The following is a 26,500-nucleotide window of genomic DNA, read 5'->3' as shown; positions in this document are numbered from 1 at the left end:
GATGGCCGATTATGAGGAGCGCGATCCGCTCGCCGGGGCGGCGGAGGAGGTCGCCGACCGTCATCGCCTGACAGGACTGCTCGGCAAGTCGGTGCCGCTGCCCGCATGGGCGCATCTCGAGGAGATGAAGACCTGGCTGAGGCAGGCCCGACAGGCGGCCGCCAAGGCCGACAAGCGCGCAGGCGCCGCGGCTGAATGGCTGCTCGACAACGATTATCAGATACAACGCGCCATCCTGCAGATCCGCGAGGATCTTCCCGGAGAGTTCTACGCGAAACTTCCGGCGATCTCCGGGGACGGGCTCGGTCGCCCTCGCGTGCATCAGCTTGCCCATGCCTTGCTGCAGGCTTCTCACCTGCAGGTCTCGCTGAATGGCGCGGTGCTGTTCGTAGAGCAATATCAAAAGAAGATGCCGCTCAGCATCGCCGAGACCTGGGCCTTCCCGACCATGCTGCGCATAGTCTGCCTGGAATTGCTCATCGGAGGTTTCAGCCACCTCTTCCCGGAGGTCGAGCCGCCCTTTGAGATCGTCGAGACGCCCGACACGGCGATGGTTGGTTTTGACGATACGGAATGCGTCGCGCGCGCAATCGCGAACCTTGGCGTGATCGCGACGATTCAATGGAACGACTTCTTCGATCGAACGAGCCAGGTCGAAGCCATCCTCCGGCGCGACCCGGCAGGCGTCTATCCACATATGGACTTCGATACGCGCGATCGATATCGCCATGCGGTCGAGCAGCTTGCCGACCAGTCGGGACTCCCGGAATGGGATGTCGCCGAGCGTGCCTTGCGCCAGTGCTATAGCAGCGACGAAGCGCCATCGGGCCATGTAGGCTTCTGGCTCATCGATATCGGACGGCCTGCCTTTGCCGACGCGATCGATCCTCGTCCATGGACGCCGGGCTCGATATTGCGACGCGCGCTGCGTTATCCAGGCCTGCTTTATGCAGCCGCCTTGCTGCTCGCGGGCCTTGCGGGCTTTGCTCTACCCGCAGCCTATCTGGTTTCCACCGGCGCCACCGCCGGATCCTGGCTTCTAGGGATCGCGCTCACCCTGCTACCCGCATCGATCCTGAGCATCACCTTCGTCAATTGGCTCGTGACCCACATCGTTCGGCCGAACGTACTCCCCAAGCTCGATTTCAAGGACGGCATCCCCGAAAGTTCGGCGACGGCAGTCGTGATGCCTGTCTTGGTCGCGCGATTGTCGGATATCGCGCCGCTGCTTCGGCGCCTGGAGGCACACCGCCTTTCCAATCCCGATGCCGCGCTCGAATTCGTGCTGCTCAGCGATTTCGCCGATGCGTCACAGGAAAGTGTCTCGGTCGATGCCGATATCGTTCGCGCGCTGACCAGCGGGATCGAGGAACTCAACGCGCGCTTTGCCAATGCCAAGGGACATGGGCCGTTCCATTTGCTGCATCGGCCACGACGGTTCAACGCGGCCCAGGGCTGCTGGATGGGCTGGGAGCGAAAGCGCGGAAAGCTTGAGCAGTTCAACGCCTTCATCCTGAACGGAGATGCGTCCCCCTTCAATGTGACCGTCGGTAGCATCGAACGGTTGCGGCGATGCCGTTTCGTGATGACGGCCGATGCCGATACCAGGTTGTCGGCCGGCATCGTCCGGCGACTGGTGGGGACGCTATCTCATCCCCTTAACCGCGCCCACTTCAACGCTGCGACCGGCGCGGTCGAACGAGGATATACGGTTCTTCAGCCGCGCGTTGAGCTGGCGCCGGAAGCGACCGGCCAATCCTTGTTTTCGCGCCTCTATGGCGGTGACACGACCATCGATATCTATTCGCGCGCCGTATCCGACGTCTATCAGGATCTGCTCGGCACAGGCGTCTACGTGGGCAAGGGCCTCTATGATGTGGCGGCCTTTCATCGGAGCCTCGAAGGGCGCGTTCCCGAGAATACACTTCTCAGCCATGACCTGTTCGAAGGACTGCACGGGCGAGCGGCGCTGGTCAGCGATGCGATCGTTTATGAGAGCTTCCCGACCAGCTATCTCGACTTCACCTGGCGCTGGCACAGATGGGTCCGTGGGGACTGGCAGATCCTGCCATGGCTCTTTCCCTTCGTGCCCGGCGGCGATGGCCGATGGCTGCGCAACCGGCTCGGCTGGTTCGATCGGCTGAAGATATTCGACAATTTGCGGCGCAGCATAATTCCAGCGAGTATTGTGGCGCTGCTGGTGGGTGGATGGTTTCTTCTCCATGGGCAGCCCTGGGTCTGGACCTTGCTTGCCGTCATCGCGCCCGGTGCATATCTCTTTACGGACCTCGTGACCGGCCTCGCGCAGGGCCGCCGCCGCGGCGTCATGCAGAACCTGCTGCGACGTCTGGCGGATCACGCGGGTCGCTGGTTTCTCGCTATCGTCTTTCTCGTCAGTGACGCGATGATAGCGCTGCATGCCATTGCCATCACCCTATGGCGTCTCCATTCGGGCCAAAGAAAGCTCGAATGGACGTCGGCCGCCCACATGGCGACGCGCAACGCGGCGCGACATCCGCGACTGGCGGCATGGCGTGACATGGCCGCCTCTCCGGTGTTCGCGCTGATCATCGGCGCGGGTCTGTTCCTTGCGGCGCCCGCTTCCCTGCCTGTCGCGGCTCCCCTGCTGCTGCTCTGGTTCATTGCGCCTGAGATCGCGATCCGGATCAGCCGTCCGATTGAGCCGGCAAAGGACACGCTGTCCGAAAACGATCGAAAGTTCCTGAGACTGATGGCGCGGCGCACCTGGCTCTTTTTCGAGACCTTTGTGCGCCCCGAGGACAACTGGCTGCCACCCGATAACTATCAGGAGCCGCCCGACGAGGAAATCGCGCACCGAACCTCGCCGACCAACATCGGAATGATGATGGTATCGGTCCTCACTGCCTGGCGCCTCGGACATATCGGCCTCAACGAGGTTGCGACACGGCTTCACAACACGCTCGATACGTTGGATCGCCTGGACCGCTACCGCGGCCATATTCTCAACTGGTACGAGACGAGAACGCTCGCGGCCCTGGAGCCCCGATATGTTTCGACCGTCGACAGCGGAAATCTCGCGGTCAGTCTGATCACCGTCGCGCGAGCCCTTCAGGAAGCCAGAAGCTTGCCACCGGTCGCCACGGATTTGTGGCGAGGGTTTGACGACAATATCGAGTTGCTCGCCGAAGCGATTGCGACGATCGACCTCGAAGCGGCCTCCGCCGCCGGCTCGATCCTTGAGGCTATGCGGGAAACCGCCCGCAGGATTGAGGAAGGGAGGCAAGACTGGGCCGAGAGGATCGACGATCTCCTGTCGATCGATCTTCCTCGCCTGCGCGAGCAGATTACCCTGATGGCCGAAAGCGTCGGCGAGGATGAAATCGCCTCCCTGCGGAATGTCCAAGCCTGGCTGGAGCGGCTCGAACATCATCTGTCCGGCATGCGGCGAGACCTTCGGCTGTTCTCGCCCTGGTGGGAGACGCTCGCGGCGCATCCGGCAGAGTGTTCGAACGTCGCGGCAAAAGTCGCCGACCTGTTGGCGAACGACCGGCTGCCGTCCACGCACGCGGGCGCCGCGGCAGCAATTGGCGTCCTCAATGCGGCGAGAGACCAGCTACCGGCGGAAAGCCGGCAATGGGCGCACGATCTCCAGGCGGCGATCGAGGAAGGCCAGGCGGCCCGGCAAGCGCTTCATGACCGCCTCGATGACCTCTCCAGTCGCGCTAACGCCGCCGCGCACGCCATGGACTTCTCGTTCCTGTTCGATGCCGGCAGCCGGCTCTTTCATATCGGCTACAATGTGAGCGCCGATCGAATAGATCCGCACCACTACGATCTGCTCGCCAGCGAAGCACGCCTCGCCAGCTTTTTCGCCATCGCGAAGGGCGACATAGAGCCTCTGCACTGGTTCCATCTCGGGCGGCCCATCACCAAGCAGCACGCAGGCCTGGCGTTGATATCGTGGAACGGCTCGATGTTCGAATATCTGATGCCGAACATCTTCCTGCAGAGCGATCCCCAAACCCTGCTCGGAATGAGTGACCGGACCGCGATTGCTATCCAGATCGCATTCGGGCGGTCACATGATATGCCTTGGGGTATTTCGGAGTCGTCCTTCGCATCGATGGGCGAGGACCGCGTCTACCGATATCACGCATTCGGCGTCCCTGCGCTCGGCCTCCAGCGAGGTCTGGGGCGCGATCTGGTTATCAGCCCCTATGCGACGGCGCTGGCGCTGACGATCCGGCCCGCGCTGGCGACGCGCAACCTTCAAACTCTGGCGGATCTTGGCCTCATCGGCCGATACGGATTTTTCGAAGCGGTCGACTTCACGCCCGAGCGGGCGCCTGACGGTGAACGCTTTGCCGTCGTGCGCTCCTACATGGCTCATCATCATGGCATGAGCCTTGCCGCGCTCGGAAACGCGTTGTGCGATGACATGCTCGTGCGCTGGTTCCACACCGATCCTCATATCCGCACCGTCGACCTGCTCCTTAACGAAAGGATTCCATGGGAGCTGCCGCCCGAGATCGCGCGGCTTGAGGTTCGTGAGCCACAGCCGGAACCCGACGAACTGATTCCGGGCCTTTACGGCTGGGCACCCACTCGGCGCCGTGGGGAGCACGCGTGGCAGATTCTCGGCAATGGCCGGCTTTCGAGCCGCATTCGGACAGACGGTGCAGGTGGGCTGAGCTGGAACCAGCATGCCCTGACCCGTGGGGACGCAGGTTTCTGGATCTATCTGCACGACCGGGATGCAGATGTTACCTGGTCGGCAACGGGCGGCCCCTTTTCTCGACCCGAAGACGCGCCGGAGGTGATCTTCCAAGCGCATCAGGTGGAGTTCCACCAGCGCGCCCACGGCTTGTCGGTCACGACAACGATCAATGTCGCCAATGCCGACGACCTGGAGATCCGGCGTGTCGCTCTTGTCAATGATAGCGATAAGCCCCGGACCATCGAAGTCACGGGCTACGCGCAGATCGTTCTGGCTCCGGCCCAGGACGCGGCGCGCCACCCTGCCTTCAGCAAGCTGTTCGTGGGGGCGGAAGCCTTGCCTGGCAATGACGGCCTGCTTTTCACGCGGCGGCCGCGCAGTTCGGCGGAACGTCCGCCCGTCCTGCTGACCCGTGTGATCGGGGATGAAGATGGCGTTACCCTGCTCGGTCTCGAAGCCGATCGCAGCGCTTTCATCGGACGATATGGGTGCCCCAGGCGGCCCGCATTGTTGACCGGGGAACTGCCTGGTGGCCCGCTCGGCTGGACGCTTGATCCGATCTGCGCGATCAGGATGACGGTGGAACTGCCTCCGCGCGCGCGACGTGAATTCGCCTTCGTCACCATTGCGGCTGGATCCCGGCAATCGGCCCTCGAACTTGCCGAGCGCTTTACCACCCTGCCGTCACTCGACTGGGCTGTGAGCGATACGGCAAGTGCGGCGGCGCGCGAGATGCACAAGCTGGGCCTGCAGCCGCACATCGTGCCGCAGGCGCAGGCGTTGCTGTCCACTCTTCTCACCAGAGCGGCAGAGCCGGGATCGGCCGGCGCGCGCACATTTCGGCGCGGGGACCTTTGGGCGCTCGGGATATCGGGCGACCATCCTATTTTGATGCTGCGTTCCGGAACCGCGGAGCAGCAGGACCTGCTTCGACAGCTTCTCTCCTTCCACAAGCTCATGCGGCAGCGTGGTATGCCGATCGACCTGGTGGTGACGCATGAAGGAACGTCGGGCTATATCGAGCCCGTCCGCGAGCGTCTTCTGGAAGTGCTGAAGGATGCCGGGCTACAGGATCGCCTTGGCACCCATGCCGGGATACACCTCGTCGGCATCGGTCCATCCGATGGCGAGCGGGCGGCGCTTCTCGATCAGGTTGCCCGCCTCATCCTTGACGAAGCCGGCGGCAGCCTAGTCGACCAGCTTGCGCGATACGACCAGCCGCCGCATCCGGGCCCGCTGTTCGCGCCGGTCGGGGCGAACTCCGGTACAATCATGACGGCGCCCGTACCGCGCCCGGCTGATCTGCAATTCGATAATGGGTGGGGAGGCTTCGATCCGGATACGGGCGACTATACTATCTATCTGGAACCCGGTGCGCCGACCCCTGCGCCCTGGGCCAACGTCCTCGCCAACGACGGCTTCGGGACGATCGTGACCGAGGGCGGTCTGGGCTTCACCTGGGCGATAAACAGTGGTGAAAACCGTCTCACGCCGTGGTTCAACGACCCTGTCGAAGATCCTCAAGGCGAACGCCTTTATCTGCGCGATGAGGAAAACGCACGGCTCTGGACGCCGACGCCGCTTCCGGCCGGTGGAGACACGGCATGCCGCATCGATCACGGCCCCGACCGTACGTCCTGGCACCGGCATAGCGAAGGCCTTGAACAGGAGCTCTCCGTCATCGTGCCGACGCACGACACCGTGAAGCTTGTCCGGCTTCGCTTGCGTAATCAGTTGCCGCGTCCGCGCCGGATCACGGCTACCTACTATGCCGAATGGCTGATGGGCGCTGTGCAAGGAGAACAGGCGCCCCTGCGCCGCTCATTCTATGATCCGATCTCGCACGCGATTCTCGGCCAAAATCCCTGGACCGACGAATTTGCCGACCGCATCTCCTTTCTTGCTTCGACACTTCCGGTCCACACGCTCACCACCTCACGCTACGATTTTCACGGCGATGACGCCGACCCCACCAGTCCCCTCGGACTTCTGAACTGGGATCTTGGTCACCGGCAGCATGCTGCCGGTGACGACTGCTGCGCCGCCCTGCAGGTCCATCTTGATATCCCGGCTGAAGGAACCGCAGAAGTTTGCTTTGTGCTGGGGCAGGGCGACGACCTGGATCACGCGCGTGACCTTGTCCGTCGCTGGCAGGACCCATCGGCCTTCGAGACCGCGGCGCGGGAGTGTGCCGGTTTCTGGAAGGACAGGCTGGACGCGGTGCAGGTCAAGACGCCCGATCCCGCCTTTGACCTGATGGTCAACCGGTGGCTGCCGCACCAGTCGCTCAGCGCCCGCATCCGCGCTCGCGCGGGCTTTTATCAGGCGAGCGGCGCTTTCGGTTTTCGCGACCAGCTGCAGGATGTTCTGGCACAGATCCATGCCGATCCGAATGCAACACGGCAGCATATCCTTGCCGCGGCTGCCCATCAGTTCGAGGAAGGCGACGTGCTGCATTGGTGGCATCCGCCATTGGATCGCGGCGTCCGCACGCGCTGCTCGGACGATCTGGTCTGGCTACCGTACGCCGTTGCTCATTATGTTGAGGCGACCGGAGACAAAACCATCCTGAGCGAGCTGGTTCCTTTTCTGCGGGCGCCCCCGCTCACGGCCGAAGAAACCGATCGCTATGCGCGTTTCGAGGTGAGTGACTACACGCAATCCCTGTTCGTTCATTGCGAGCGCGCGCTTTCCCACGCCTACCGCCTCGGGTCTCATGGCCTCCCGCTGATTGGTGCAGGGGACTGGAATGACGGCATGGATCGCGTGGGCAACCGGGGGCATGGCGAAAGCATATGGCTCGCCTGGTTTCTCATCGCGACCATCCGAAATTTCACGCGTCATTGTGTGGATGCGGACCGGAACGAGTTCCGCGACCATTGGAACGGCCGCGCAGAGACGCTTGCGGCCGCGGTGGAACGGTCGGGGTGGGATGGCGAATGGTATTTGCGCGCATTCGACGACGACGGCCGTCCATGGGGCGCGTCGGAAGAACAGGAATGCCGCATCGATTCCATCGCGCAGTCGTGGTCCGTATTGTCGGGTGCCGGCAAGGTCGAGCGTACCCGATCGGCGCTCGCTTCGGCCAGACGATATCTGGTTCGGGATGACGACAGTCTCGTGCGTCTGCTGGATCCGCCCTTTGACCGCACGCCGCGTGAGCCGGGTTATATCAAGGCCTATCCGCCGGGAATTCGCGAGAATGGAGGCCAGTATACCCACGCGGCAAGCTGGCTCGCGCTCGCGTTCGCGCGCACGGGGGATGGTGATGGGGCCAAGGCGCTCTTCGACCGAATCAATCCTATTCAGCATGCCGCGACGGCTCGCAGCGCCGCCCATTATCGAACCGAGCCTTATGTCGTGGCGGCTGACATTGCCGGCATGGAGCCCCACCTCGGCCGAGGTGGCTGGACCTGGTACACGGGTGCCGCAGCCTGGACATGGCGGTTGGCGGTAGAGGAGATTCTTGGCGTTCGGCTCGTGGGCGGCGAACTTCAGGTGCGCCCCGTCTTGCCCAGGGACTGGGAGAGCGTCGAATTGACCCTGCGGCGAGGCCGTGGGTCTATTCATGTGACGATCGAGACGGATGATACTCTGGAGAGCGAAGAACCGGTAATCGAGGTTGAAGGGACGCTCTGGGACGCACGCGGAATCCCGTTCCCCGAGAACGATCATACGCGGATAGTCGTCGTGCGGGTTGCGCAGCGAGCCTGAAGAGCAATCCAGGACCGGGGCCAACGTGTATCCGGTGCTTTACGTAGCGCCCAGTGCTTCAGGCTCGGCTACAGGAACACTTCTCAACACCTTGTTGCCGGGGAGCGACCGATGAGCACCATTGAAGAACTTAAGGCTGATCTTGCCAAGCTCCGGGACGAAGCCAAGGTCCAGGTGCATCTGGGCGCGATGGAAGCTCGCGAGGAGTGGGACGAGCTCGAAACCAAATGGCACCATTTCGTTGCAGAAGCTCGCCTTCAGGAGAGCGGCGGTAACATCAAGGCCGCGCTCCAGGTGCTCGCTGATGAACTTCGTTCGGCTTACCTGCGTCTGAAGAAGGCGCTATAAATCTGCACCGAACCCCAAGCCGATTTCGGTACCTACTGTTCTGAAGGAATCTCCGTGACTGACACAGCCGCCATAGAAGAGCGCCTGACAGAGCGACTGTCGGAACTTCGCGCTCGGCTGACGCGAGTGAATGCGGATCTGGCTGAGCCCCTTAATGCGGACTCATCGGAACAGGCCGTCGAAGTCGAAGATGATGCGGGTCTGGAAGCCGAGGCAAGCTTGATCGTGCGGGAGGCCGCTTCGATCGATCGTGCCCTGGAGCGAATTGCGAAGGGCACCTATGGCGAATGCGTTCGTTGTGGGTCGCAGATTGCACCGGCTCGGCTGGATGCACGGCCGGAGGCAGCATTGTGCATCGATTGCGCGCGCGCCGAACAATGATCGGCATCGCGACCTCACCGGATGGAGAATCCCTTCGGCTGGGGCGACATGCGCGGCCTGCATCATTCCCCGTCACAAATGGCGAACATCCAGGACGTCCATGACTTGCGTTGCGACCGTCTTGCGGTCATCCGCCGCGTTGACGCGGTGCCAGTCGATCTCACCCAGATCATAGCGAGTCTGCAATTCGACAACGGCGCCGTTGGCGTCGGAAGCGTCATGTGTCCGGGCGGATACCCTCGCCGTCAGCATATCGGGTGATGCGTCGAGCCATATCCCATCGAACCGCACATCTCGTCGCAGTGCGACCTGATGGATCTCCGTGCGCTCTTCAGGCTTCGCATGGACAGCGTCGGCCACCACCGAATGCCCGGCGTAAAGCATGTGTCCCGCCAGCCGTCTCAGCTCTGTGTAAATCGCTGCGTTCGCGGACAGGGTATATGCGTCTTTGGGAAGCGGCGATTCTGGCGGCACGCCGGCAAGTCGCTTCCGCAGCACATCGGATCTCAGAATACGCGCGCCTGGAACCTCGCCGAGGGAATGGCCGATCAGTTTCGCTATTGTGGACTTGCCGGATCCGGAAAGCCCGCCAATGGCGACGAGCCGCGCGGGCACCGGTTCGAGCACTGCGCGCGCCAGCGTCAGATAGGCGCTGGCCTTTTGGGTCAGAGCTTCGTCTGAACCATCGCTCGCCTGTGCGGCCGATGTATGGGCGCGAATCCCGGCTCGGATCGAAAGAAACAACGGCACAAGGGCCACGCCGGCATCGTCCTGAGGGGAAATGTCCAGATAGCGATTGAACAGGGCATTCGCTTCGCAATGAAGGCCGCGGCCCCATAAATCCATGAGTAGGAACGCAAGGTCGTAAAGGACATCGCCGGTCGCAAGTTCGGGACTGAATTCCAGGCAGTCGAACAGGACGGGGCTCCCGTCGATCACGGCAATGTTACCCAGATGCAGATCGCCATGGCCATGTCTCACGCGCCCGCTTCGCGCACGTGAATCGAGCAGATCGGAGTGCTGGGCCAGCAGGGCGACTTGCCTGTCGATCAGGTCTCTCACGAGCCGAGCGGGAAGAATGTCGGGGAATCGAGCCATGCTTCGATCATTCCCGGCAATGACGGCTTCCAAACGGCTGCGCCCCGATCCGGACAGGCACGTCTCGGCGCCATCATGAAATGCCTTGATCCGGTCTGCGAGCTGCGTGATCAGCACATCGGTCAGGCCACCTTGGGTTGCCACATGATCGAGCAAGGCGTCATCGGGAAAGCGGCGCATCTCCAGAAGCCAATCGACAGGTTCTCCGTCGCCATCGAGGTTCAGGCAGCCCGCCGAATTCTTGGATACCGGGCGAACCGCCAGGTAGAGTTCCGGCGCGGTCCTGCGATTAAGCCGTAGCTCCGCTTCCAGGGCGGCGCGGCGTCTATCGGCGGTTGAAAAATCCAGATAGTCGAACTGGACGGCACGCTTGAGCTTCCATGCGCGATCGCCGACGAGGAATAGACGCGCCGCATGCGTGTCGATCCGACGCATGGGCTCTCCAGAGCCGAAGGCTCGTCCCTCGAGAAGGGTTATGACGTCGGCTTGCGGGTCTGCGTGGTGCCGAGGTCCCGTCGAAGCCTCCGGCAAACTGCTATGCCTGCCCGATTTCGATCTTCCGACTCCGCGCTGGCGCATTTTCATCCTTGGTCAGTGTGACGGTGAGGACACCATCCTTGAATGCAGCGGTGATCGCGTTCGGGTCAACGTCGCTGGGCAAGGATACCTGGCGCCGGAAGGAGCCATATCGCCGTTCGCTGAATACATAGCCCTTGTCCTTGCGTTCGGTCTCCTCCTTCTTTTCGCCGGCTATCGTCAGGAGACCGTCAGCGACGCTGATATCGATATCATCATCGGACAGGCCAGGGAGCTCGGCGGTGAGGCGATAGGCCTTGTCCTCATCGACAAGTTCAACAGCCGGAACTGGCGCGATTGAAGATCGATTGCCGACACCGAACAGACTGGCGGCGGGGCGGCCAAAATCTTCGAAGAGGCGGTCAATCTCCGTGCGAAGCCAATCAACCGGATGATCGAGAATTGGGCTGATCGGATTGGCCTTGGACGTGGTCGCTGGAACCTGATCATTCATGGCGGACCTCCTGCGAAATGAATGCTCGAGGTCCGGATTGGGCGGGGGGGGATGGCCGATGAATCAGGCCAACAGCGATCCGGCCCTCGAGCGAGGAGGAGGCTATGCGGTTGCCTGGGTGGGCTCTATCCGGAAAGTTACTGAGGGGCGTTTGGGGCGCTCACCATCTCACAATGGACCCGCGGGTCCATTGGTTCAGGTAGCAGCGCGCAAGTCGCACGGATGATGACAATCCGAAGAGCCCGGCCTAAAGAACGCCGACGGTTTGAAGCTCGTGGATGCGACGGTCTGGACATGTTTCCAGCGCTGAACTCCAAAGCAAGTAACATCATCGTTGAGATGGTTGCCAATTTTAATGGATCGCACGAGGCGCTGTTGATAGGCTTGAGACAGAAAGGGGTATCAGCGCTTGCTGCTTCCTTCTGACGACGAAGAGGCAGAGTCATCATTAAAACCGCTCCGCGATCCGGGAAATTCCTCCATTCATGGCAAGCGGGTGCCATTGCGCCACTGGTTGACCGTTCGATCCATGCCCGGCTTTTGACCGCGTCCCTTGCGGGACTGGCTATCGCCGTCATCGCGGTGGTCACACGATGGCAGCTTGGCCGGCAGATCGACGAGAGCGTTCATTATTTCGTCTCTCTCGGCGTGGCCGGTATGGTGCTCGTGGCGCTCAGGCCGGATATCGTGGTGTTGGCGGGCGTCACGCTCGTTACCCTTACGACGCTCGCAATCGTTGACGGTTGGCCGACCGTGGCAGAACAGTGGGTTGCCCTGTTCCTGTTTCTCGCCGCCATGGCTCTGCTTTGGCGGAATCACCATCGTACTCTCTCACGCGCTCGCGATCTCGCGGACGGGACGAGGATGCTGGCCGCAGAACTGAACCTGCTCATCGATGGGGCGGAAGATTATGCGATCTATATGCTCGATGCTGAAGGACGGGTCACGATCTGGAACGGGGGCGCCGAGCGTCTGAAAGGCTGGACAGAGGCCGAGATGGCCGGCCAGCTTACAGATCGGTTTTATCCGGCCGATGTCGTCGCCAGCGGCAAGCCGACGTCCTTGCTTGCCGAAGCACAACACCGTGGCAAGATCGAGATCGACGAGTGGCAGATTCGTAAGGATGGCAGTGAGTTTCTGGCTCACATTTCCATCACCGCGTTGAAAAAACCCGACGGATCGTTGGGCGGTTTCGCGACAATTGTCCACGACATCACCGACCAGCGAGCAACGCTGAGCTCTCTTCGCAACAGTGAAGCGCATCTTCGTTCGATTTTGTCGACGGTCCCCGATGCAATGATCGTCATCGATGAAGGCGGCACGATGGTGTCGTTCAGCACGGCGGCCGAGCGTTTGTTCGGTTACACTCAGGAGGAAGTCCTGGGTTCCAATGTCAGCATGTTGATGCCCTCGCCTTATCGCGAACGCCATGACGGTTTTCTCGAGCGCTATCTGCGTACAGGAGAGAGGCGCATCATCGGGATCGGACGCGTGGTTTTTGCACTGCGAAAGGATGGGACGACCTTCCCGATGGAGTTGTCGGTTGGAGAAGCGGCCGGCGAGAGCCAGCGGCTGTTCACCGGCTTCATTCGCGATCTGACGGATCGCCAAAGGACACAGGAGCGGCTAGAGCAGCTTCAATCCGAACTGATCCACGTCGCGCGCGTCAGCGCGATGGGGACGATGGCGTCGACGCTCGCCCATGAGCTGAATCAGCCGATCACCGCCGTAGCCAACTATCTCGAAGCGGTCCGGGACCTGCTCGACCAGCCAGATCCCGATGATCTGCCCGACATCCGGGAGGCGCTGACAGACGCCGCGGGGGAAGCGATGCGCGCGGGTCATATCGTGCGCCGTTTGCGTGATTTCGTTGCCAGGGGGGAGGTCGAGAAGACTGTCGAGAACTTGCCCAACCTCATTAACGAAGCGGCTGCCTTCGGCCTGATGGGCGCGGGCGAGAAATCGATCGAAACCCGCATGGACATCGATCACGAAGCTGCGACGGTCCTCGTCGATAAGGTCCAGATCCAGCAGGTCCTCGTGAACTTGATCCGCAATGCGGTCGAGGCCATGAATGCGCGCGCCAGGCCTGTGCTCACCATCCGCACCGGTCCCGACCAGGCGGGTTTTGTGCGTGTCACGGTGTCCGATACCGGCACGGGAATGGCCCCCGAGGTCGCTGCCCAGCTCTTCAAGGCCTTTGTCAGCACCAAGTCGGACGGCATGGGGTTGGGTCTCTCGATTTGTCGAACGATTGTCGAAGCCAATGGCGGGCGCATCTGGATGGAGCCTGCGGAAGGGGGCGGCACGCAATTCCATTTCACACTGGTCAGGGCAGATAGGGAGCAATCTTATGGAGGATAAGCGGATCGTCCACATCGTCGACGATGAAGATGCAATCCGTCGATCTGCCGGTTTCATGCTCAAGAAATCAGGTTTCTCGGTCGAAACCTGGTCCTCCGGTGTTGAATTTCTGAAAGACGTGAGGAACGCGGCCGAGGGCTGCATTCTCCTCGATGTGCGTATGCCTCAGATGGATGGGCTCGAAGTCCAAAAGGAATTGAACGAACGCGGTATCGCGATGCCCGTCATCATCCTGACCGGGCATGGCGATGTGTCGATCGCTGTAAGCGCGATGAAGGCCGGCGCAGTCGACTTCATCGAGAAACCGTTCGAGAAGGCGGTGTTGCTCGCGGCTATTGAAAGTGCCTTCGAACGGCTTGCCGACGTTGAAGGCAGGGCAACCCGCGCCGCCGACGCAACGATCCGCATCGCCGCTCTGTCCGGGCGCGAACAGGATGTGCTCAAGGGGCTTGCGCGAGGACTGCCAAACAAGACGATCGCTTATGATCTTGGGATTTCGCCGCGCACCGTAGAGGTGCATCGCGCCAACCTCATGACCAAGCTGGGCGTTCGCAGCCTGTCGGAGGCGCTCCGTATCGCGTTTTCCGCGGGGATCACGGGCTGAGGATCGGGACACTTACGTAGCGACCCGGGGATCGTTTCCTGACATCGTCCGAGGGACCAGCAATGCCGCTGGGCCGATGGTGTGAGATGTCAGGCGAGAATATTGCGGCCCCGTTGCGGGAACGCCCGCGTCTTCTTCTGGTCGAGGATGACGCCGGTGTTCGCCGTTCACTGCAGCTTCTCTTTCGTGCGCAGGGTTTTGACGTCCGGGCCTATGCGGCTGGTGCGGCGCTTCTGGACGATCCGTTATCGGGGGATGCCTGCTGCTTCGTTGCTGATTTTCGATTGGAGCAGAGCGATGGCATCGAGGTGCTTTGCCGCCTGCGCGAACGTGGCTGGCCGGGTCCAGCCATACTCATCACCGCGTTCCCATCGGCCGAACTGACCGAGCGTGCCTTGGCGCAGGGGTTCGCCCAGGTTCTGGAAAAGCCCCTGCGGGAACATGCGCTGACTGGCGCGCTTGCCAGGCTGACGGGCGTGGGAAAGCGCATTTGAAACGACGCTCGACCAAAAGGGAGTGCGCAGCATAACAGGAGAAACGTGTGACAGCAGCGGAACAGAAACAGCAGGCGCCCTATGATCTGGTTGGAGGGGCCGTCGTCGTCCGGAATATCGTAGACCGCTTCTATGATCTGATGGATCAGGAGGACGCCTATCGGGAGTTGCGTGCGCTACACGCCCCGGAGTTGGGGCCGATGCGCGTTTCGCTTGCCGGTTTTCTCAACGCATGGCTGGGCGGACCGCGAGATTGGTTTGATGATCACCCTGGCGTTTGCATGATGTCGGCCCATGCGCGCCTGCCGATCACTGGTGAGACAGCGGATCAGTGGTGTGACGCGATGCGCCGCGCCATCGCTGATTCGACGGTAGATCCTGCCCTGGGCGTCAAGATGGCCGAAGCCTTGTCGAACATGGCGCAGGGCATGGCGGCGCGTGCCGCGTCGGCAGCGTGACCCCGCGGCGCGAACAGGCGAAGAAATCACTATGACCGAGATGTTCGCGATGCAGCTCGAAGCGGTCGGCACGCCGCTGCGGCTCGTTGCGCGACAGGTTCCAACGCCTGGTCGAGGCGAGCTTCTCATCGAGGTCGCTGCTTGCGGCGTCTGCCGAACCGATCTGCATATCGTCGATGGGGAGATCGAATCCCGCCTCCCCATCGTTCCCGGGCACGAAATTGTCGGCATCGTTGTTGCGGCGGGGGAAGGGGTCGCCGATGTCGCGATCGGTGATCGCGTCGGCGTTCCCTGGCTCGGACATAGCTGCGGCCATTGCGACTATTGCCGAACAGGTCATGAAAATCTGTGCGATAGTCCCGCATTCACGGGATGCACCCGGGATGGCGGTTATGCGACCCATACGGTTGCGGACGCTCGCTTCTGCTTCAGGATACCCGACGCCTTTTCCAATGAAGAAGCCGCGCCCTTGCTGTGCGCCGGGCTGATCGGCTGGCGGTCCCTGCGCGCTGCGGGGGAGGGAACGCGGATCGGTCTCTACGGATTTGGCGCCGCCGCGCATATCATCGCCCAGATTGCGCTGTGGCAGGGCCGGGCGGTTTATGCCTTTACCAGGGCGGGAGACGACGAGGGACAGGCTTTTGCGCGATCACTCGGCTGCGCCTGGGCCGGATCATCGGAGGATGACCCGCCCGTGGAACTCGATGCGGCGATCCTCTTTGCCCCCGTCGGTGATCTTGTTCCGCGCGCGCTGCGTGCAGTCCACAAGGGAGGCAGGGTGATCTGCGCAGGGATCCACATGAGCGACATTCCGTCGTTCCCCTATGCTGACCTCTGGGGTGAGCGAACCATTGCATCGGTGGCTAATCTGACCCGCGAAGACGGCACAAGCTTTTTCGAGATCGCGCAGAAAGCCAACGTCAAATCCGTGACGACGGTCTTTCCGCTGGCTCAAGCCAATGTCGCGCTTGAGCGGTTGCGCAGTGGCGCCGTTGTTGGAGCGGCCGTCCTGGTGCCATCGAACTACGCGAAGGCTTGAGTATGCACTCGCCGCGAAGCGCCCTCTTCACGGCCCCAGGGGCGAGTGCGCGTCACGCGGTGCCTCTGTAAAGTTACGGAGTGCGGTCATCAATGGCCGGGGCCATGATGCGATCATGAGCAGCATTTCACAGATCAAACATGTGCTCGTCGTCGTGGACGGTGCAGAGCATTCCCTGACCGCCGTTGATCAGGCGCTTGCCTATGCCGGTATGCATGAAGCGGCGCTTACGATCGTCGTCGTGACCGAAAATCTCGCATTCGCCGCGGCGGCTGATGCGATGGCTTTCGCGCAGGCCATCACGGTATCCGAGGACCAGCGCGACGAACATCTGGCGGCCGTTCGCGAACGAACCAGGAATACCGCGATCGAAGTAGAGGTTCACTCGGTGTTCGAGGCCAGCGGGCTGATACCCGGTCTCGTGAAGGCTGAAGGCCAGTACGCGGATATCGCGCTGATTCCGGGTGTCGGGCGCTGGCAAAGGGATGGCTTGAGGCGCCGTATCTCCGAGGCGCTTCTGTTTACGGGCGTGCCGACGGTCATTTTGCCGGCCTCCTGGAATCCTGGTCCCATCGATCACGCCGTATTGGGCTGGAACGCATCACTTGAATCGTTCCGCGCCGCGAGGGCGCTTCTCAATCTGGCCGAACCCGATGCCCGTATCGACGTTGCGATTGTCGATGATCCGGGTGTCGAATCCGGGGAGCACCGGGGCGGTGTCCAGATCGCCCGCCTTTTCGCGCGACATGGCCATAGCGGCGGCGTTTGTCCGATCAGCTCATCCGGTAAGGATACGTCGGCTGTCCTTCAGAATTACGCAGTGGAGCAGAAAGCCGATGTGCTCGTGATCGGTGGCTATGGGCGTTCGCGCGCACTCGAGTTCGTGCTTGGCGGCGTGACGCGGGAACTGATCGATCATCAGCGCCTGCCGATCGTTTTCGTACACTGACTGGCGAACCCGTCTAACGGTTGAACGGAGGAGATCATGAAAGCTCTCGTTTATCATGGCCCCGGCGAGAAGAGTCTCGAGGATCGCCCGAGGCCGGCCTTGCAGGCACCCGGCGATGCGATCGTGCGGATCACGAAGACCACCATTTGCGGCACCGACCTGCACATCCTGAAGGGGGATGTGCCGACGTGCGAGCCGGGCAGGATCCTCGGACATGAGGGTGTCGGGATCGTGGAGGAGGTCGGAACCGCGGTTGGAGCCTTCAAGCCCGGAGATCATGTCCTGATCTCCTGCATCACCTCTTGTGCCCGGTGTGAATATTGCCGGCGCGGCATGTATTCGCATTGCGTCGAGGGCGGCTGGATATTGGGCAACAGGATCGATGGCACGCAAGCCGAATTCGTGCGCATCCCCCATGCCGACAACAGCCTTCACGCGATCCCGCCGGGGGCCGATGAGGATGCCCTCGTCATGCTGAGCGACATTCTTCCGACGGGCTATGAGTGCGGCGTCCTGAACGGGAAGGTTGCACCGGGCAGCAGCGTCGCGATCGTCGGCGCTGGACCGATCGGCCTGGCGACCCTGCTGACTGCGCAATTTTATGCACCGGCCCGGATCATCATGATCGATCTCGACGACAATCGCCTCGCCGTCGCGCGCAAGTTCGGCGCGACGGACACGTTCAACAGCGGACGTGATCCGGTCGTGAGCCTGGTTCGAGAGCTCACCGACGGCAAGGGGGTCGATACGGCTATCGAAGCAGTCGGGATCCCTGCGACATTCGCGTTATGCGAAGAACTGGTCGCGCCCGGCGGGGTAATTGCCAATGTCGGTGTCCACGGCGCCAAGGTCGACCTCCATCTGGAGGAACTCTGGTCGCGCAACATCACCATCACCACCCGGCTCGTCGACACCGTCAGCACGCCGATGCTCCTGAAGACGGTCGAGGCCAAGCGCCTGCGGCCCGAACAGCTCGTCACCCATCGTTTCGTGTTGTCGGACATATTGGAGGCGTATGAGACGTTCGCGCGCGCAGCCGATACTCATGCCTTGAAGGTGGTGATCGACACGTGATCGGGGTTTCCAGCGATATTCCGGGCGATGCGCAGCAATTCCATCCGAATATAGGGAGTTCCGAACCGGCGGAACCATCGTTCGCGCGCGCGCGCCGGCTGCGCCTTCACACGCATCATGAGCTGGTCGCGATCATGCGGACCGACAGCCCGGTGTGCCATGCCGAGGGCCTTGCCGCGCACACCCAGGTCTATATCCGCAACGGCAGCCAGCCGATCGCGGCCACGCTCTATCAGGTGGAGGGCGACTTCCTGGCCGGCGACGAGATCGGTCTGTCCGAAGCGGCCTGGGTCGCGCTTGGCGTGGAGGAGGGAACCGTTGTCCAGGTCGGTCATGCGCCGCCCCTCGAATCGATCGCCTGCGTCCGCCAGCGCATCTACGGACACAGGCTGAACGGGGCCGCGCTGACCAGCATCGTCGGTGACGTGGTGGCGGGCCGCTATGCCGATGTGCACCTCGCCGCCTTCCTCACGGCTACCGCCACGCTTCCCTTCGACGAGGACGAGACCTACCATCTCACCAGGGCGATGGTCGAGGCCGGCGACCGTTTGCGCTGGCCGAGCGAGATCGTCGTCGACAAGCATTGCGTTGGCGGTCTGCCGGGCAACCGCACGAGCCCGATCGTCGTCGCCATCGCTGCCGCCTGCGGTCTGACCATGCCCAAGACGTCGTCGCGGGCGATCACGTCCCCGGCGGGAACGGCCGATACCATGGAGACGCTCACCCGGGTCGATCTCGACCTTGGCGCCATGCAGCGCGTGGTGGCGGTCGAGGGCGGCTGCCTCGCCTGGGGCGGCGCGGTCTGCCTCAGTCCCGCCGATGACATCTTCATCGGCGTGGAACGCGCGCTCGACATCGATACGGAGGGGCAGCTCATCGCCTCCGTTCTGTCGAAGAAGATAGCGGCGGGCGCGACCCATGTGGTGCTCGACATTCCGATCGGGCCGACCGCCAAGGTGCGCAGCGTCGCGGCGGCCGAACGGCTGGAAGCCACGCTTGGCGCCGTCGCCGCCCGTTTTGGCCTTGTTATCCGCTGTGTCCAGACCGATGGCACCCAGCCCGTCGGCCGGGCGATCGGGCCCGCCCTGGAGGCGCGCGACGTGCTGGCGGTGCTGACAGGCGATGCCGATGCTCCGCCGGGCCTTCGGGACCGCGCCTGCACGCTCGCCGGCGTGGTGCTCGAACTCGGGAAGGTCGCGGAAGAAGGCCAGGGACGCGCGCGCGCCGAACGCACATTGGCCGACGGCAGCGCCTGGGACAGGTTCCAAAGGATATGCCAGGCCCAGGGCGGCATGCGCACCCCGCCCACGGCCAGGCTCACCCATCCGATCCTGGCGGCGCATAGCGGCCGCGTCACCCATATCGACAATCGCCGGATAGCGCGCCTTGCGAAGCTGGCGGGCGCGCCCGACTCGCCGGCCGCGGGCATGCTTCTTCATGTTCGCCTGGGCGACGACGTTATCGCTGGCCAGCCTTTGCTGACCCTCCACGCCCAGTCGCAGGGTGAAATGGCTTATGCGCTGACCTACGCCGCCGCCAATGCCGACATGCTTGCGATCGTGCCATGACGGCGATGCTGTTTTCCATGCCCGGGAACGAACGGCTGGCCGCATCCATCGCGGAACATACCGGGTGGGCGACAGGCACGCTCGAGGTTCGCCGGTTTCCCGATCAGGAGAGCTATGTCCGGCTCCGCTCCGGGGTGTCGGGATCAGCCGTGGCCGTCATATGCACGCTCGCGCGGCCCGACGACCAGATCATGCGGCTGCTCTTTGCTGCAAGGCTGCTGCGCGAGAGCGGGGCGCGGTCGGTCCATCTCGTGGCGCCTTATCTTGCCTATATGCGACAGGATCGGCGGTTCAAGGATGGCGAAGCGCTGACGTCCCGCCAGTTCGCCCAGCTCCTTTCATCCGAGTTCGATGGGCTCGTGACCGTCGATCCGCATCTCCACCGCTACGCGGATCTGGGGGAGATCTATTCGATGGAGACGGCTTCGCTCGCGGCATCTCCGCTTCTGGCGGACTGGGTCCGGGCCAATGTCGATGCACCGCTCATCATAGGACCCGACAGCGAGAGCGAGCAGTGGGCGGGCGCAATCGCCAGGCTTATCGGAGCGCCCCATGCGGTCTTCGCGAAATCGCGGCGCGGTGATCGGGACGTCCTTATCGCGGCCTCGGACCTGGGGGCATGGAAAGGCCGCACGCCGATCCTCGTCGATGACGTGATTTCGTCGGGACACACCCTTGCCAACGCCGCGCGCGAGATCATCGACCAGGGCTTCCCTCCGCCGATCTGCCTGGCTGTTCACGGCCTCTTCGCGGCTGGTGCCGAGGCTTTGCTCAGGGAAGTCGGCTGCCGCATGGTTACGACCGAAAGTATCTCGCATGCCAGTAACGCGATCACTCTTGGCGCACTGCTTGGCGATGCGCTGGCCCGGCAGATGGAAGGGGGCGCCGGTCGGCTACGTATAACACCCGAATGAATCCCATCACGGCGCTGGGTAGCAGGAATAGCTCAAAGCTGGAGGGACATATGGCTATCAAGGACATTCTCGCCGTCGTCGATACCGGAGACAAGGACGAGCGGTTTTTGCGCGATGCGCTTGCCTTTGCCGAGTTCCACGACGCCAGCCTTGCCATCGTCGTGCTGTCGGCTCTCCCCGCGAGCGACTATGCCCTGACGGTTGCACTGCCTTATGTACTTCTTCCCGATTATACTGAAGCGGTGGAGGCGAAGCAGCAGCGGATCGCGATGCTCGCCCGCTCCACGAACGTAGAGGTGAGGACGATTTCGGACCAGCCGGCGGTGATCTTCGCCAAGACCGCGGTCTATGCCCGTTATGCCGACCTCGTCCTGTTCGGTCCTTCGGACAATTACGACCATCCGCCAATTCGACGTGATACGCTTGAGCGTTGCCTGTTCGCATCTGGGCGTCCCGTTCTGATCCTGCCCACCGGCTATAAACCGGCCGCCATCGATCACTTGGCGATCGGCTGGAATGCGACCCGCGAGGCGACGCACGCGCTGCGCGACGCGACCATGTTCGCGGCGCCTGGGGCAAGGATCGATATACTCATCCTCGATGCGAAGCCGACGGCCCAGGGCCACGGTTCCGAACCGGGAGCCGATGTCGCCCACCATCTCGCCCGGCATGGCTTTACGTCGACCGTAGTTCCCATCCAGGGCGGTGACGTGTCGGATGCGGAGGCGCTGGTCGAAGCGGCTCACCGGCGTGGCGCCGGGATGCTCGCGCTTGGCGCTTATGGCCACTCTCGCCTGCGCGAGATGATCCTGGGCGGCGTCACGCGCGACCTGCTCACTGGCGCGCCGCTGCCGCTGCTGTTTGCGCATTGAAGCCCATTCAATCGGCGGCACGCAAGCGCGGAACCGCGGGCCGGGAATGAAACCGGTCCGCACGGTCTTCGCTCCGCATGCTCAACACGAGATGGTTTGATGTAATACGAAAGAGATTTGATGTCAGGACCCATGGAAACTTCCGAAGTGCGCTGGCATATGCTGTCAACCAGCGAAGTTGCCACGGCACTCGACGTCGGTTGTGCGGGTCTCTCTTCTCCGGAGGTGGATCGGCAATCGGCCCGCTTTGGGCCGAACGCGCTACCCCGGTCGGCGCGTCGCAATGTGTTCCTTAGGTTCCTCGCGCAATTCCATAACACGTTGATCTATGTGCTTCTTGCCGGGGCATTGGCCGCAGCGCTGCTCGATCACATGATCGACGCGGTGGTCATCGTCGCCGTCGTGATCGTGAATGCGGTGATCGGGCATATCCAGGAAGGAAAGGCTGAACAGGCGCTTGAGGCCATCCAGCAGATGATCGCGCCCAAGGCCAGCGTGGTGCGTGACGGCGTGAGGCAAACGATTCCCGTCCGCGAGATCGTGCCCGGCGATCTCGTGATGATCGAGGCCGGTGATCGCGTTCCCGCCGATCTCAGGCTTCTCCATGCGCGGCGAATGCTTATCGACGAGGCGCTGCTGACGGGCGAATCGGTGGCTGCCGAAAAGCAGGAAGCGGTGCTGCCCGAGCAGACCGATTTGGCGGATCGGCGTAATATGGCCTTTTCGGGCACGATGGTTGCGGCTGGGCACGCAAGCGGGCTCGCTGTTGCCACCGGATCTCGCACGCAGATCGGACGGATCAGTTCGCTTATCCAGTCGGTCGAACAACTGGCAACCCCGCTGCTGAAGCAGATCGACGGTTTTGCCCGGCGCTTCACCTGGTTCGTACTCGCGGGGGGGCTTGCGCTGTTCGCCTTTGCCGTTCTGGCGCGGAATTACGATTGGATCGACGCGCTGATCGCCGTGGTCGCGCTCGCCGTGGGGATCGTGCCGGAAGGGCTGCCGGCGGTCATCACGATTACTCTCGCGATCGGCGTGCGGCGGATGGCGGGGCGCAACGCCGTCATCCGAAAGCTCCCGGCCGTCGAAACGCTCGGCGCGACCTCGGTGATATGCACCGACAAGACCGGCACGCTCACACGCAACGAAATGACGGCCCGCCGCGTCATCACCGAGCGGCATACGATGATCGCGAGCGGATCCGGCTATGTTCCCGATGGTCAAATCCGGATCGTCGGGTCCGGGGACCAGGCAGAGGCTATGGCCGATGCGATGCCACTGATCCGCTGCGGGCTGCTGTGCAACGATGCCGCGCTGCGCAAGGTCGGTGCGGAATGGCGTGTCGAGGGCGATCCGATGGAGGGGGCCCTCTTCGCCCTGGCAATGAAGGCGGCCATCGATCCGGAGCAGGAGCGGGCGGAATGGGAGCGGCTCGACGAGATTCCCTTCGACGCCGCGCATCGGTTCATGGCGACGCTCTGCCGGGGTTCCAACGGCACGCGCTTGCTGTTCGTGAAGGGCGCGCCCGAAGCGCTCTTGGCGATGACCGCGCCCGACAATTGTTCCTATTGGGAGAGTTCCATCGCTACCGCCGGAAGCGATGGCGAGCGCGTTCTCGCCTTCGGCGCGAAGGAAATGCCTGCCGGCAGCGAACGGATCTCGTTCGAAGATCTCTCGACTGGCGTGTGCCTCCTGGGCCTTGTCGGCTTCATCGATCCGCCTCGTGCGGAGGTCAAGGACGCCATCGCCGAATGCCGGTCCGCCGGAATCGGCGTCAAGATGATCACTGGCGATCATGCGGCGACGGCGCTGGCGATCGCCCGGCAACTCGACCTTGCCGACGACCCGCGCGTGCTGACCGGGCTGGAACTGGAAAAGCTTCCGGACACCGAACTGGAGCAAGCGGTCGCGGATGTCTCGGTCTTTGCCCGGACCAGCCCGGAACATAAATTGCGGATCGTCCGTGCGCTGCAGGCTCAGGGAAAGATCGTCGCGATGACGGGGGACGGCGTGAACGACGCGCCGTCCCTCAAGCAGGCCGACGTCGGGGTCGCCATGGGCATCAAGGGCACCGAAGCGTCGAAAGAAGCGGCTTCCATGGTGCTGCTCGACGATAATTTTGCCTCGATCGTCAGCGCCGTTCGCGAAGGCCGAACGGTCTACGACAACATTCGCAAGGTCATTTCCTGGGAAATCCCTACGAACGGCGGTGAAACACTGGCGGTCGTATTGGCGATCCTGCTGGGCTTCGCGCTGCCGATGACGGCGACGCAGATCCTCTGGGTGAACCTCGTCCTCGCCGCCACGCTCGGCCTCGTGCTGGCGTTCGAGCCCACGGAACCCGGTGCGATGTTGCGCCGGCCACGGGAGCGCGGCGCGCCGTTGCTTTCGCCGTTCCTGCTTTGGCGTGTCCTTCTCGTCTCTGTGCTGTTCGCGGCCGTCACTCTCGGAATCTTTTTCCATGTTCTGGCGCAAGGCCGGAGCCTGGAGATGGCGCGCACCATGGTCGTCAACATGTTCATCATCGCGGAGATCTTCTACCTCTTCAACGTCCGCTATCTCCACATGACGTCCCTGACATGGCGCGGCGCGATCGGTACTCCCGCCGTGTTGATCGCGATCGGCGTTCTCGTCATCGGCCAGGCGCTCTTCACCTATGCGCCGTTCATGAACGCGATTTTCCACTCGCAGCCGCTGGGCTTCGCGGACTGGGTGTTGCTGGTGGCGTGCGGCATGCTTCTCATGCTGTCGCTGGAGGTGGAGAAGCATGTGATGCGGCGACTGGGCTGGTTTAGCGAACTTAATAATCAGGAGGACATGCCATGACGCGTGACGGTTTCCCTAAATGCATCGCGCTCGCGACCGACCTCAGCCATCGTTGCGACCGCGCCTTCGATCGCGCCCTGCTGGTAGCCCAGGCATGGCGGGCGGAGCTTATGGTCATCCACGCGCTGAACCCGCCGGAAGACGGGATGCTGTCCGTCCGACTCGGCGATCTGCCGTCCTGGCGTCGGCCTCTCGAAGACCCGGTGCGGGCGGCGCGCCATCGCATCTACCACGACCTTGTTCGCGAGGCGCCGCCAATCGACATTTCGGTCCACGTCGAAACCGGCTCGCCGGCACCGGTCGTCCTCGATATCGCCGGAAAGGGCGAGGCGGGCCTGATCGTCACCGGCGTGGCTCGCGATGGGCCGCTGGCCCGGATGCTGCTCGGCGATACCGTGGACCGGCTGATCCGCAAGGCGCCCGTTCCGATCCTGATCGTACGCGACCGCGCTTTCGAGCCTTACCGCGCCATGGTGGTCGCGACAGATTTCTCCGCGCCCGCCCGGATCGCTCTGGAGACCGCCGTCCGCTTTTTTCCCGATGCGGCTATCTCCCTTTTCCACGCCTACGATGTGCCCTTCGCGGGCTATCTCGGCCGATCGGAAATCGAACGGCAATTCGAGGGTTATGGCGAGGCTGCGGCCGACAAGTTCCTTGCCGAAGCGGGACTGTCTGATGTGGCGGCCCGGAACGTCACGCGCATGATCGAGCACGGGGTTCCCGAAGCGCTGCTTCGCGACCGTGCGGAAAATGCCGCACGTCACCTGACGGTCGTTGGAACCCATGGCGGTGGCCTCGTCTATGAGGCTATGATCGGCAGTACGGCGCGCAAGATCCTTGATGCGGTCCCGGGCGATGTCCTCCTCGTACCCGATCCCGCCAGGCGCAAGGTGAACCCGGCCGGATGACGCTGGCGATCGTTTCCAGCCTCATGGGGCTCGCCGCCCTGATCGCTGGTGCGGAGTGGCTGGTGAGGGGAGGCTCGGCGCTGGCCGCGCGGCTGGGCGTTTCGCCGCTGCTCATCGGCCTCACGATCGTGGCGCTGGGAACGAGCACGCCCGAACTCGCCGTCGGGATCGAGGCGGCGCTCCAGGGAAACGGCTCGCTCGCGGTTGGCAACATCGCCGGCACCAACACCGTCAACATCCTCCTTATCCTCGGCCTCAGCGCGATGCTGCAACCACTTGCCATTCGGATGCAGACGCTGCGTCTGGAACTGCCTGTCATCGTCATCGCGTCGGCCGCGCTACTCGTCTTTGCCTGGGACGGTGTGCTCTCGCGCCTTGAGGGGCTGTTTTTGATCACGATGGGAATGGCCTTCACGCTGACCGTCATTCGCGTCGCCCGGCGGGAAAGCATCACGGTGAAGCTGGAGTTCGCGCGGGAATTCGCGGCGCCGCGCTTTTCCCGCCGCCACGGTTTCTCCGCAATGGCGATGCTGGCCATCGGCCTCGTCGTGATCGTCGTGGGCGCCAACTGGCTGGTGGATGGTGCGGTCGCGCTTGCCCGGTTGTGGAACGTATCGGACGCCTTTATCGGACTGACGATCGTTGCGATCGGTACTTCCGCTCCTGAACTCGTTACGACGATCATTTCGACGATTCGTGGCGAGCGCGACATCGCGATCGGCAATCTGATCGGCAGCAGCGTTTACAATATTCTGGTGATTCTCGGCGCGGCCTGCCTGTTTCCGTCGAACGGGATCGAGGTCAGCGCGCAACTGATCCGGGTCGACATCCCGGTCATGTTGGGGGTCGCGCTGGCCTGCATTCCCGTATTCATCAGCGGACGCCAAATTTCGCGGTTCGAGGGTGGAATGTTTGTGAGTGCCTACTTGCTATATCTTGCCTATTTGATCAATGATCGGATTTAACCGATAAGGAAAGCGCGAGGGCATCTTTTGACAACGCCGCGATTTTCCCGCCTTTCGTCTATTATCCAGTGATTTTGGGTCGCAGGCGGTGGCTGCTGCTGTCAGGTTGCTAACGCGGGTCTTTCGATCCCGGTAGAACTTCGCACCCTTTCGATCGGAGCCTTCGCATTCGTGGACCCGCGATAGCGTAACGAT

Annotated in this window: 18 protein-coding genes; 16 read left to right on the top strand and 2 right to left on the bottom strand. The window is 62.7% G+C overall.

All coding sequences use genetic code 11. The features are described from left to right. The first annotated feature begins 1 nt into the window (after position 1). The 3 genes from ATN00_RS15230 (at position 2) to ATN00_RS15220 (ending at position 9,142) form a co-directional block, all read left to right on the top strand. Positions 2-8,413 carry a GH36-type glycosyl hydrolase domain-containing protein gene (locus ATN00_RS15230; RefSeq protein WP_030090319.1) on the top strand — a complete coding sequence of 2,804 codons (8,412 nt, stop codon included), beginning with the start codon at positions 2-4 and terminating at the stop codon, positions 8,411-8,413. A gap of 111 nt (positions 8,414-8,524) precedes the next feature. Then, entirely contained in the window at positions 8,525-8,761 is a 237-nt protein-coding gene (locus ATN00_RS15225; protein ID WP_013846854.1) for a hypothetical protein, read from the top strand. Between the two features lie 54 nt (positions 8,762-8,815). After that, complete coding sequence (locus ATN00_RS15220) at positions 8,816-9,142, top strand: TraR/DksA family transcriptional regulator (protein ID WP_013846853.1); 327 nt, start codon at positions 8,816-8,818, stop codon at positions 9,140-9,142. A 72-nt stretch (positions 9,143-9,214) separates the two neighbouring features. On the opposite strand, the gene ATN00_RS15215 is transcribed toward ATN00_RS15220, so the two are convergent. Continuing rightward, positions 9,215-10,675 carry a bifunctional aminoglycoside phosphotransferase/ATP-binding protein gene (locus tag ATN00_RS15215; RefSeq protein WP_119034650.1) on the bottom strand — a complete coding sequence of 487 codons (1,461 nt, stop codon included), beginning with the start codon at positions 10,673-10,675 and terminating at the stop codon, positions 9,215-9,217. A gap of 100 nt (positions 10,676-10,775) precedes the next feature. After that, positions 10,776-11,270, bottom strand: a complete 495-nt coding sequence (locus ATN00_RS15210) for an Hsp20/alpha crystallin family protein (RefSeq protein WP_013846851.1) — start codon at positions 11,268-11,270, stop codon at positions 10,776-10,778. Positions 11,271-11,810: 540 nt separating this feature from the next. Between ATN00_RS15210 and ATN00_RS15205 the strand changes: the two genes are divergently transcribed. From ATN00_RS15205 to ATN00_RS15145, 13 genes are all read left to right on the top strand, one after another. Beyond that, positions 11,811-13,634, top strand: coding sequence for a PAS domain-containing sensor histidine kinase (locus ATN00_RS15205; RefSeq protein ID WP_013846850.1), 1,824 nt, complete (start codon positions 11,811-11,813; stop codon positions 13,632-13,634). Beyond that, a complete protein-coding gene (locus ATN00_RS15200) occupies positions 13,624-14,238 on the top strand; it encodes a response regulator transcription factor (protein ID WP_013846849.1) in 615 nt (204 codons plus the stop codon). The genes ATN00_RS15205 and ATN00_RS15200 overlap by 11 nt, the downstream gene beginning before the upstream one ends. A gap of 86 nt (positions 14,239-14,324) precedes the next feature. Further along, positions 14,325-14,732 (top strand): response regulator transcription factor, encoded by a 408-nt coding sequence (locus ATN00_RS15195; protein WP_037446387.1) that lies wholly within the window; start codon positions 14,325-14,327, stop codon positions 14,730-14,732. 47 nt (positions 14,733-14,779) lie between these two features. Continuing rightward, positions 14,780-15,190, top strand: coding sequence for a group II truncated hemoglobin (locus ATN00_RS15190; RefSeq protein ID WP_013846847.1), 411 nt, complete (start codon positions 14,780-14,782; stop codon positions 15,188-15,190). A 31-nt stretch (positions 15,191-15,221) separates the two neighbouring features. Beyond that, positions 15,222-16,229 carry a zinc-dependent alcohol dehydrogenase family protein gene (locus ATN00_RS15185; RefSeq protein ID WP_013846846.1) on the top strand — a complete coding sequence of 336 codons (1,008 nt, stop codon included), beginning with the start codon at positions 15,222-15,224 and terminating at the stop codon, positions 16,227-16,229. Between the two features lie 115 nt (positions 16,230-16,344). Further along, a complete protein-coding gene (locus tag ATN00_RS15180) occupies positions 16,345-17,178 on the top strand; it encodes a universal stress protein (RefSeq protein ID WP_013846845.1) in 834 nt (277 codons plus the stop codon). 36 nt (positions 17,179-17,214) lie between these two features. After that, a complete protein-coding gene (locus ATN00_RS15175) occupies positions 17,215-18,252 on the top strand; it encodes a zinc-dependent alcohol dehydrogenase family protein (RefSeq protein ID WP_013846844.1) in 1,038 nt (345 codons plus the stop codon). Further along, on the top strand, positions 18,249-19,820 hold the full coding sequence (locus ATN00_RS15170) for a thymidine phosphorylase family protein (protein ID WP_425454911.1): 1,572 nt from the start codon (positions 18,249-18,251) through the stop codon (positions 19,818-19,820). Before ATN00_RS15175 ends, ATN00_RS15170 begins: the two co-directional genes overlap by 4 nt. Further along, on the top strand, positions 19,817-20,734 hold the full coding sequence (locus tag ATN00_RS15165) for a ribose-phosphate diphosphokinase (RefSeq protein WP_030090325.1): 918 nt from the start codon (positions 19,817-19,819) through the stop codon (positions 20,732-20,734). The genes ATN00_RS15170 and ATN00_RS15165 overlap by 4 nt, the downstream gene beginning before the upstream one ends. Before the next feature lie 557 nt (positions 20,735-21,291). Then, on the top strand, positions 21,292-21,606 hold the full coding sequence (locus ATN00_RS24395; RefSeq protein ID WP_374411714.1) for a universal stress protein: 315 nt from the start codon (positions 21,292-21,294) through the stop codon (positions 21,604-21,606). Between the two features lie 132 nt (positions 21,607-21,738). Next, a complete protein-coding gene (locus ATN00_RS15155) occupies positions 21,739-24,432 on the top strand; it encodes an HAD-IC family P-type ATPase (protein WP_162849038.1) in 2,694 nt (897 codons plus the stop codon). After that, a complete protein-coding gene (locus ATN00_RS15150; RefSeq protein ID WP_021246219.1) occupies positions 24,429-25,340 on the top strand; it encodes a universal stress protein in 912 nt (303 codons plus the stop codon). The genes ATN00_RS15155 and ATN00_RS15150 overlap by 4 nt, the downstream gene beginning before the upstream one ends. After that, positions 25,337-26,305, top strand: a complete 969-nt coding sequence (locus ATN00_RS15145) for a calcium/sodium antiporter (protein WP_030090329.1) — start codon at positions 25,337-25,339, stop codon at positions 26,303-26,305. Before ATN00_RS15150 ends, ATN00_RS15145 begins: the two co-directional genes overlap by 4 nt. Positions 26,306-26,500 lie beyond the last annotated feature (195 nt).

Source organism: Sphingobium baderi (assembly GCF_001456115.1).
Classification (GTDB): domain Bacteria; phylum Pseudomonadota; class Alphaproteobacteria; order Sphingomonadales; family Sphingomonadaceae; genus Sphingobium; species Sphingobium baderi_A.
Note: the sequence above shows the minus strand (reverse complement) of the source record. Positions and strands in the feature narration are given on the sequence as shown.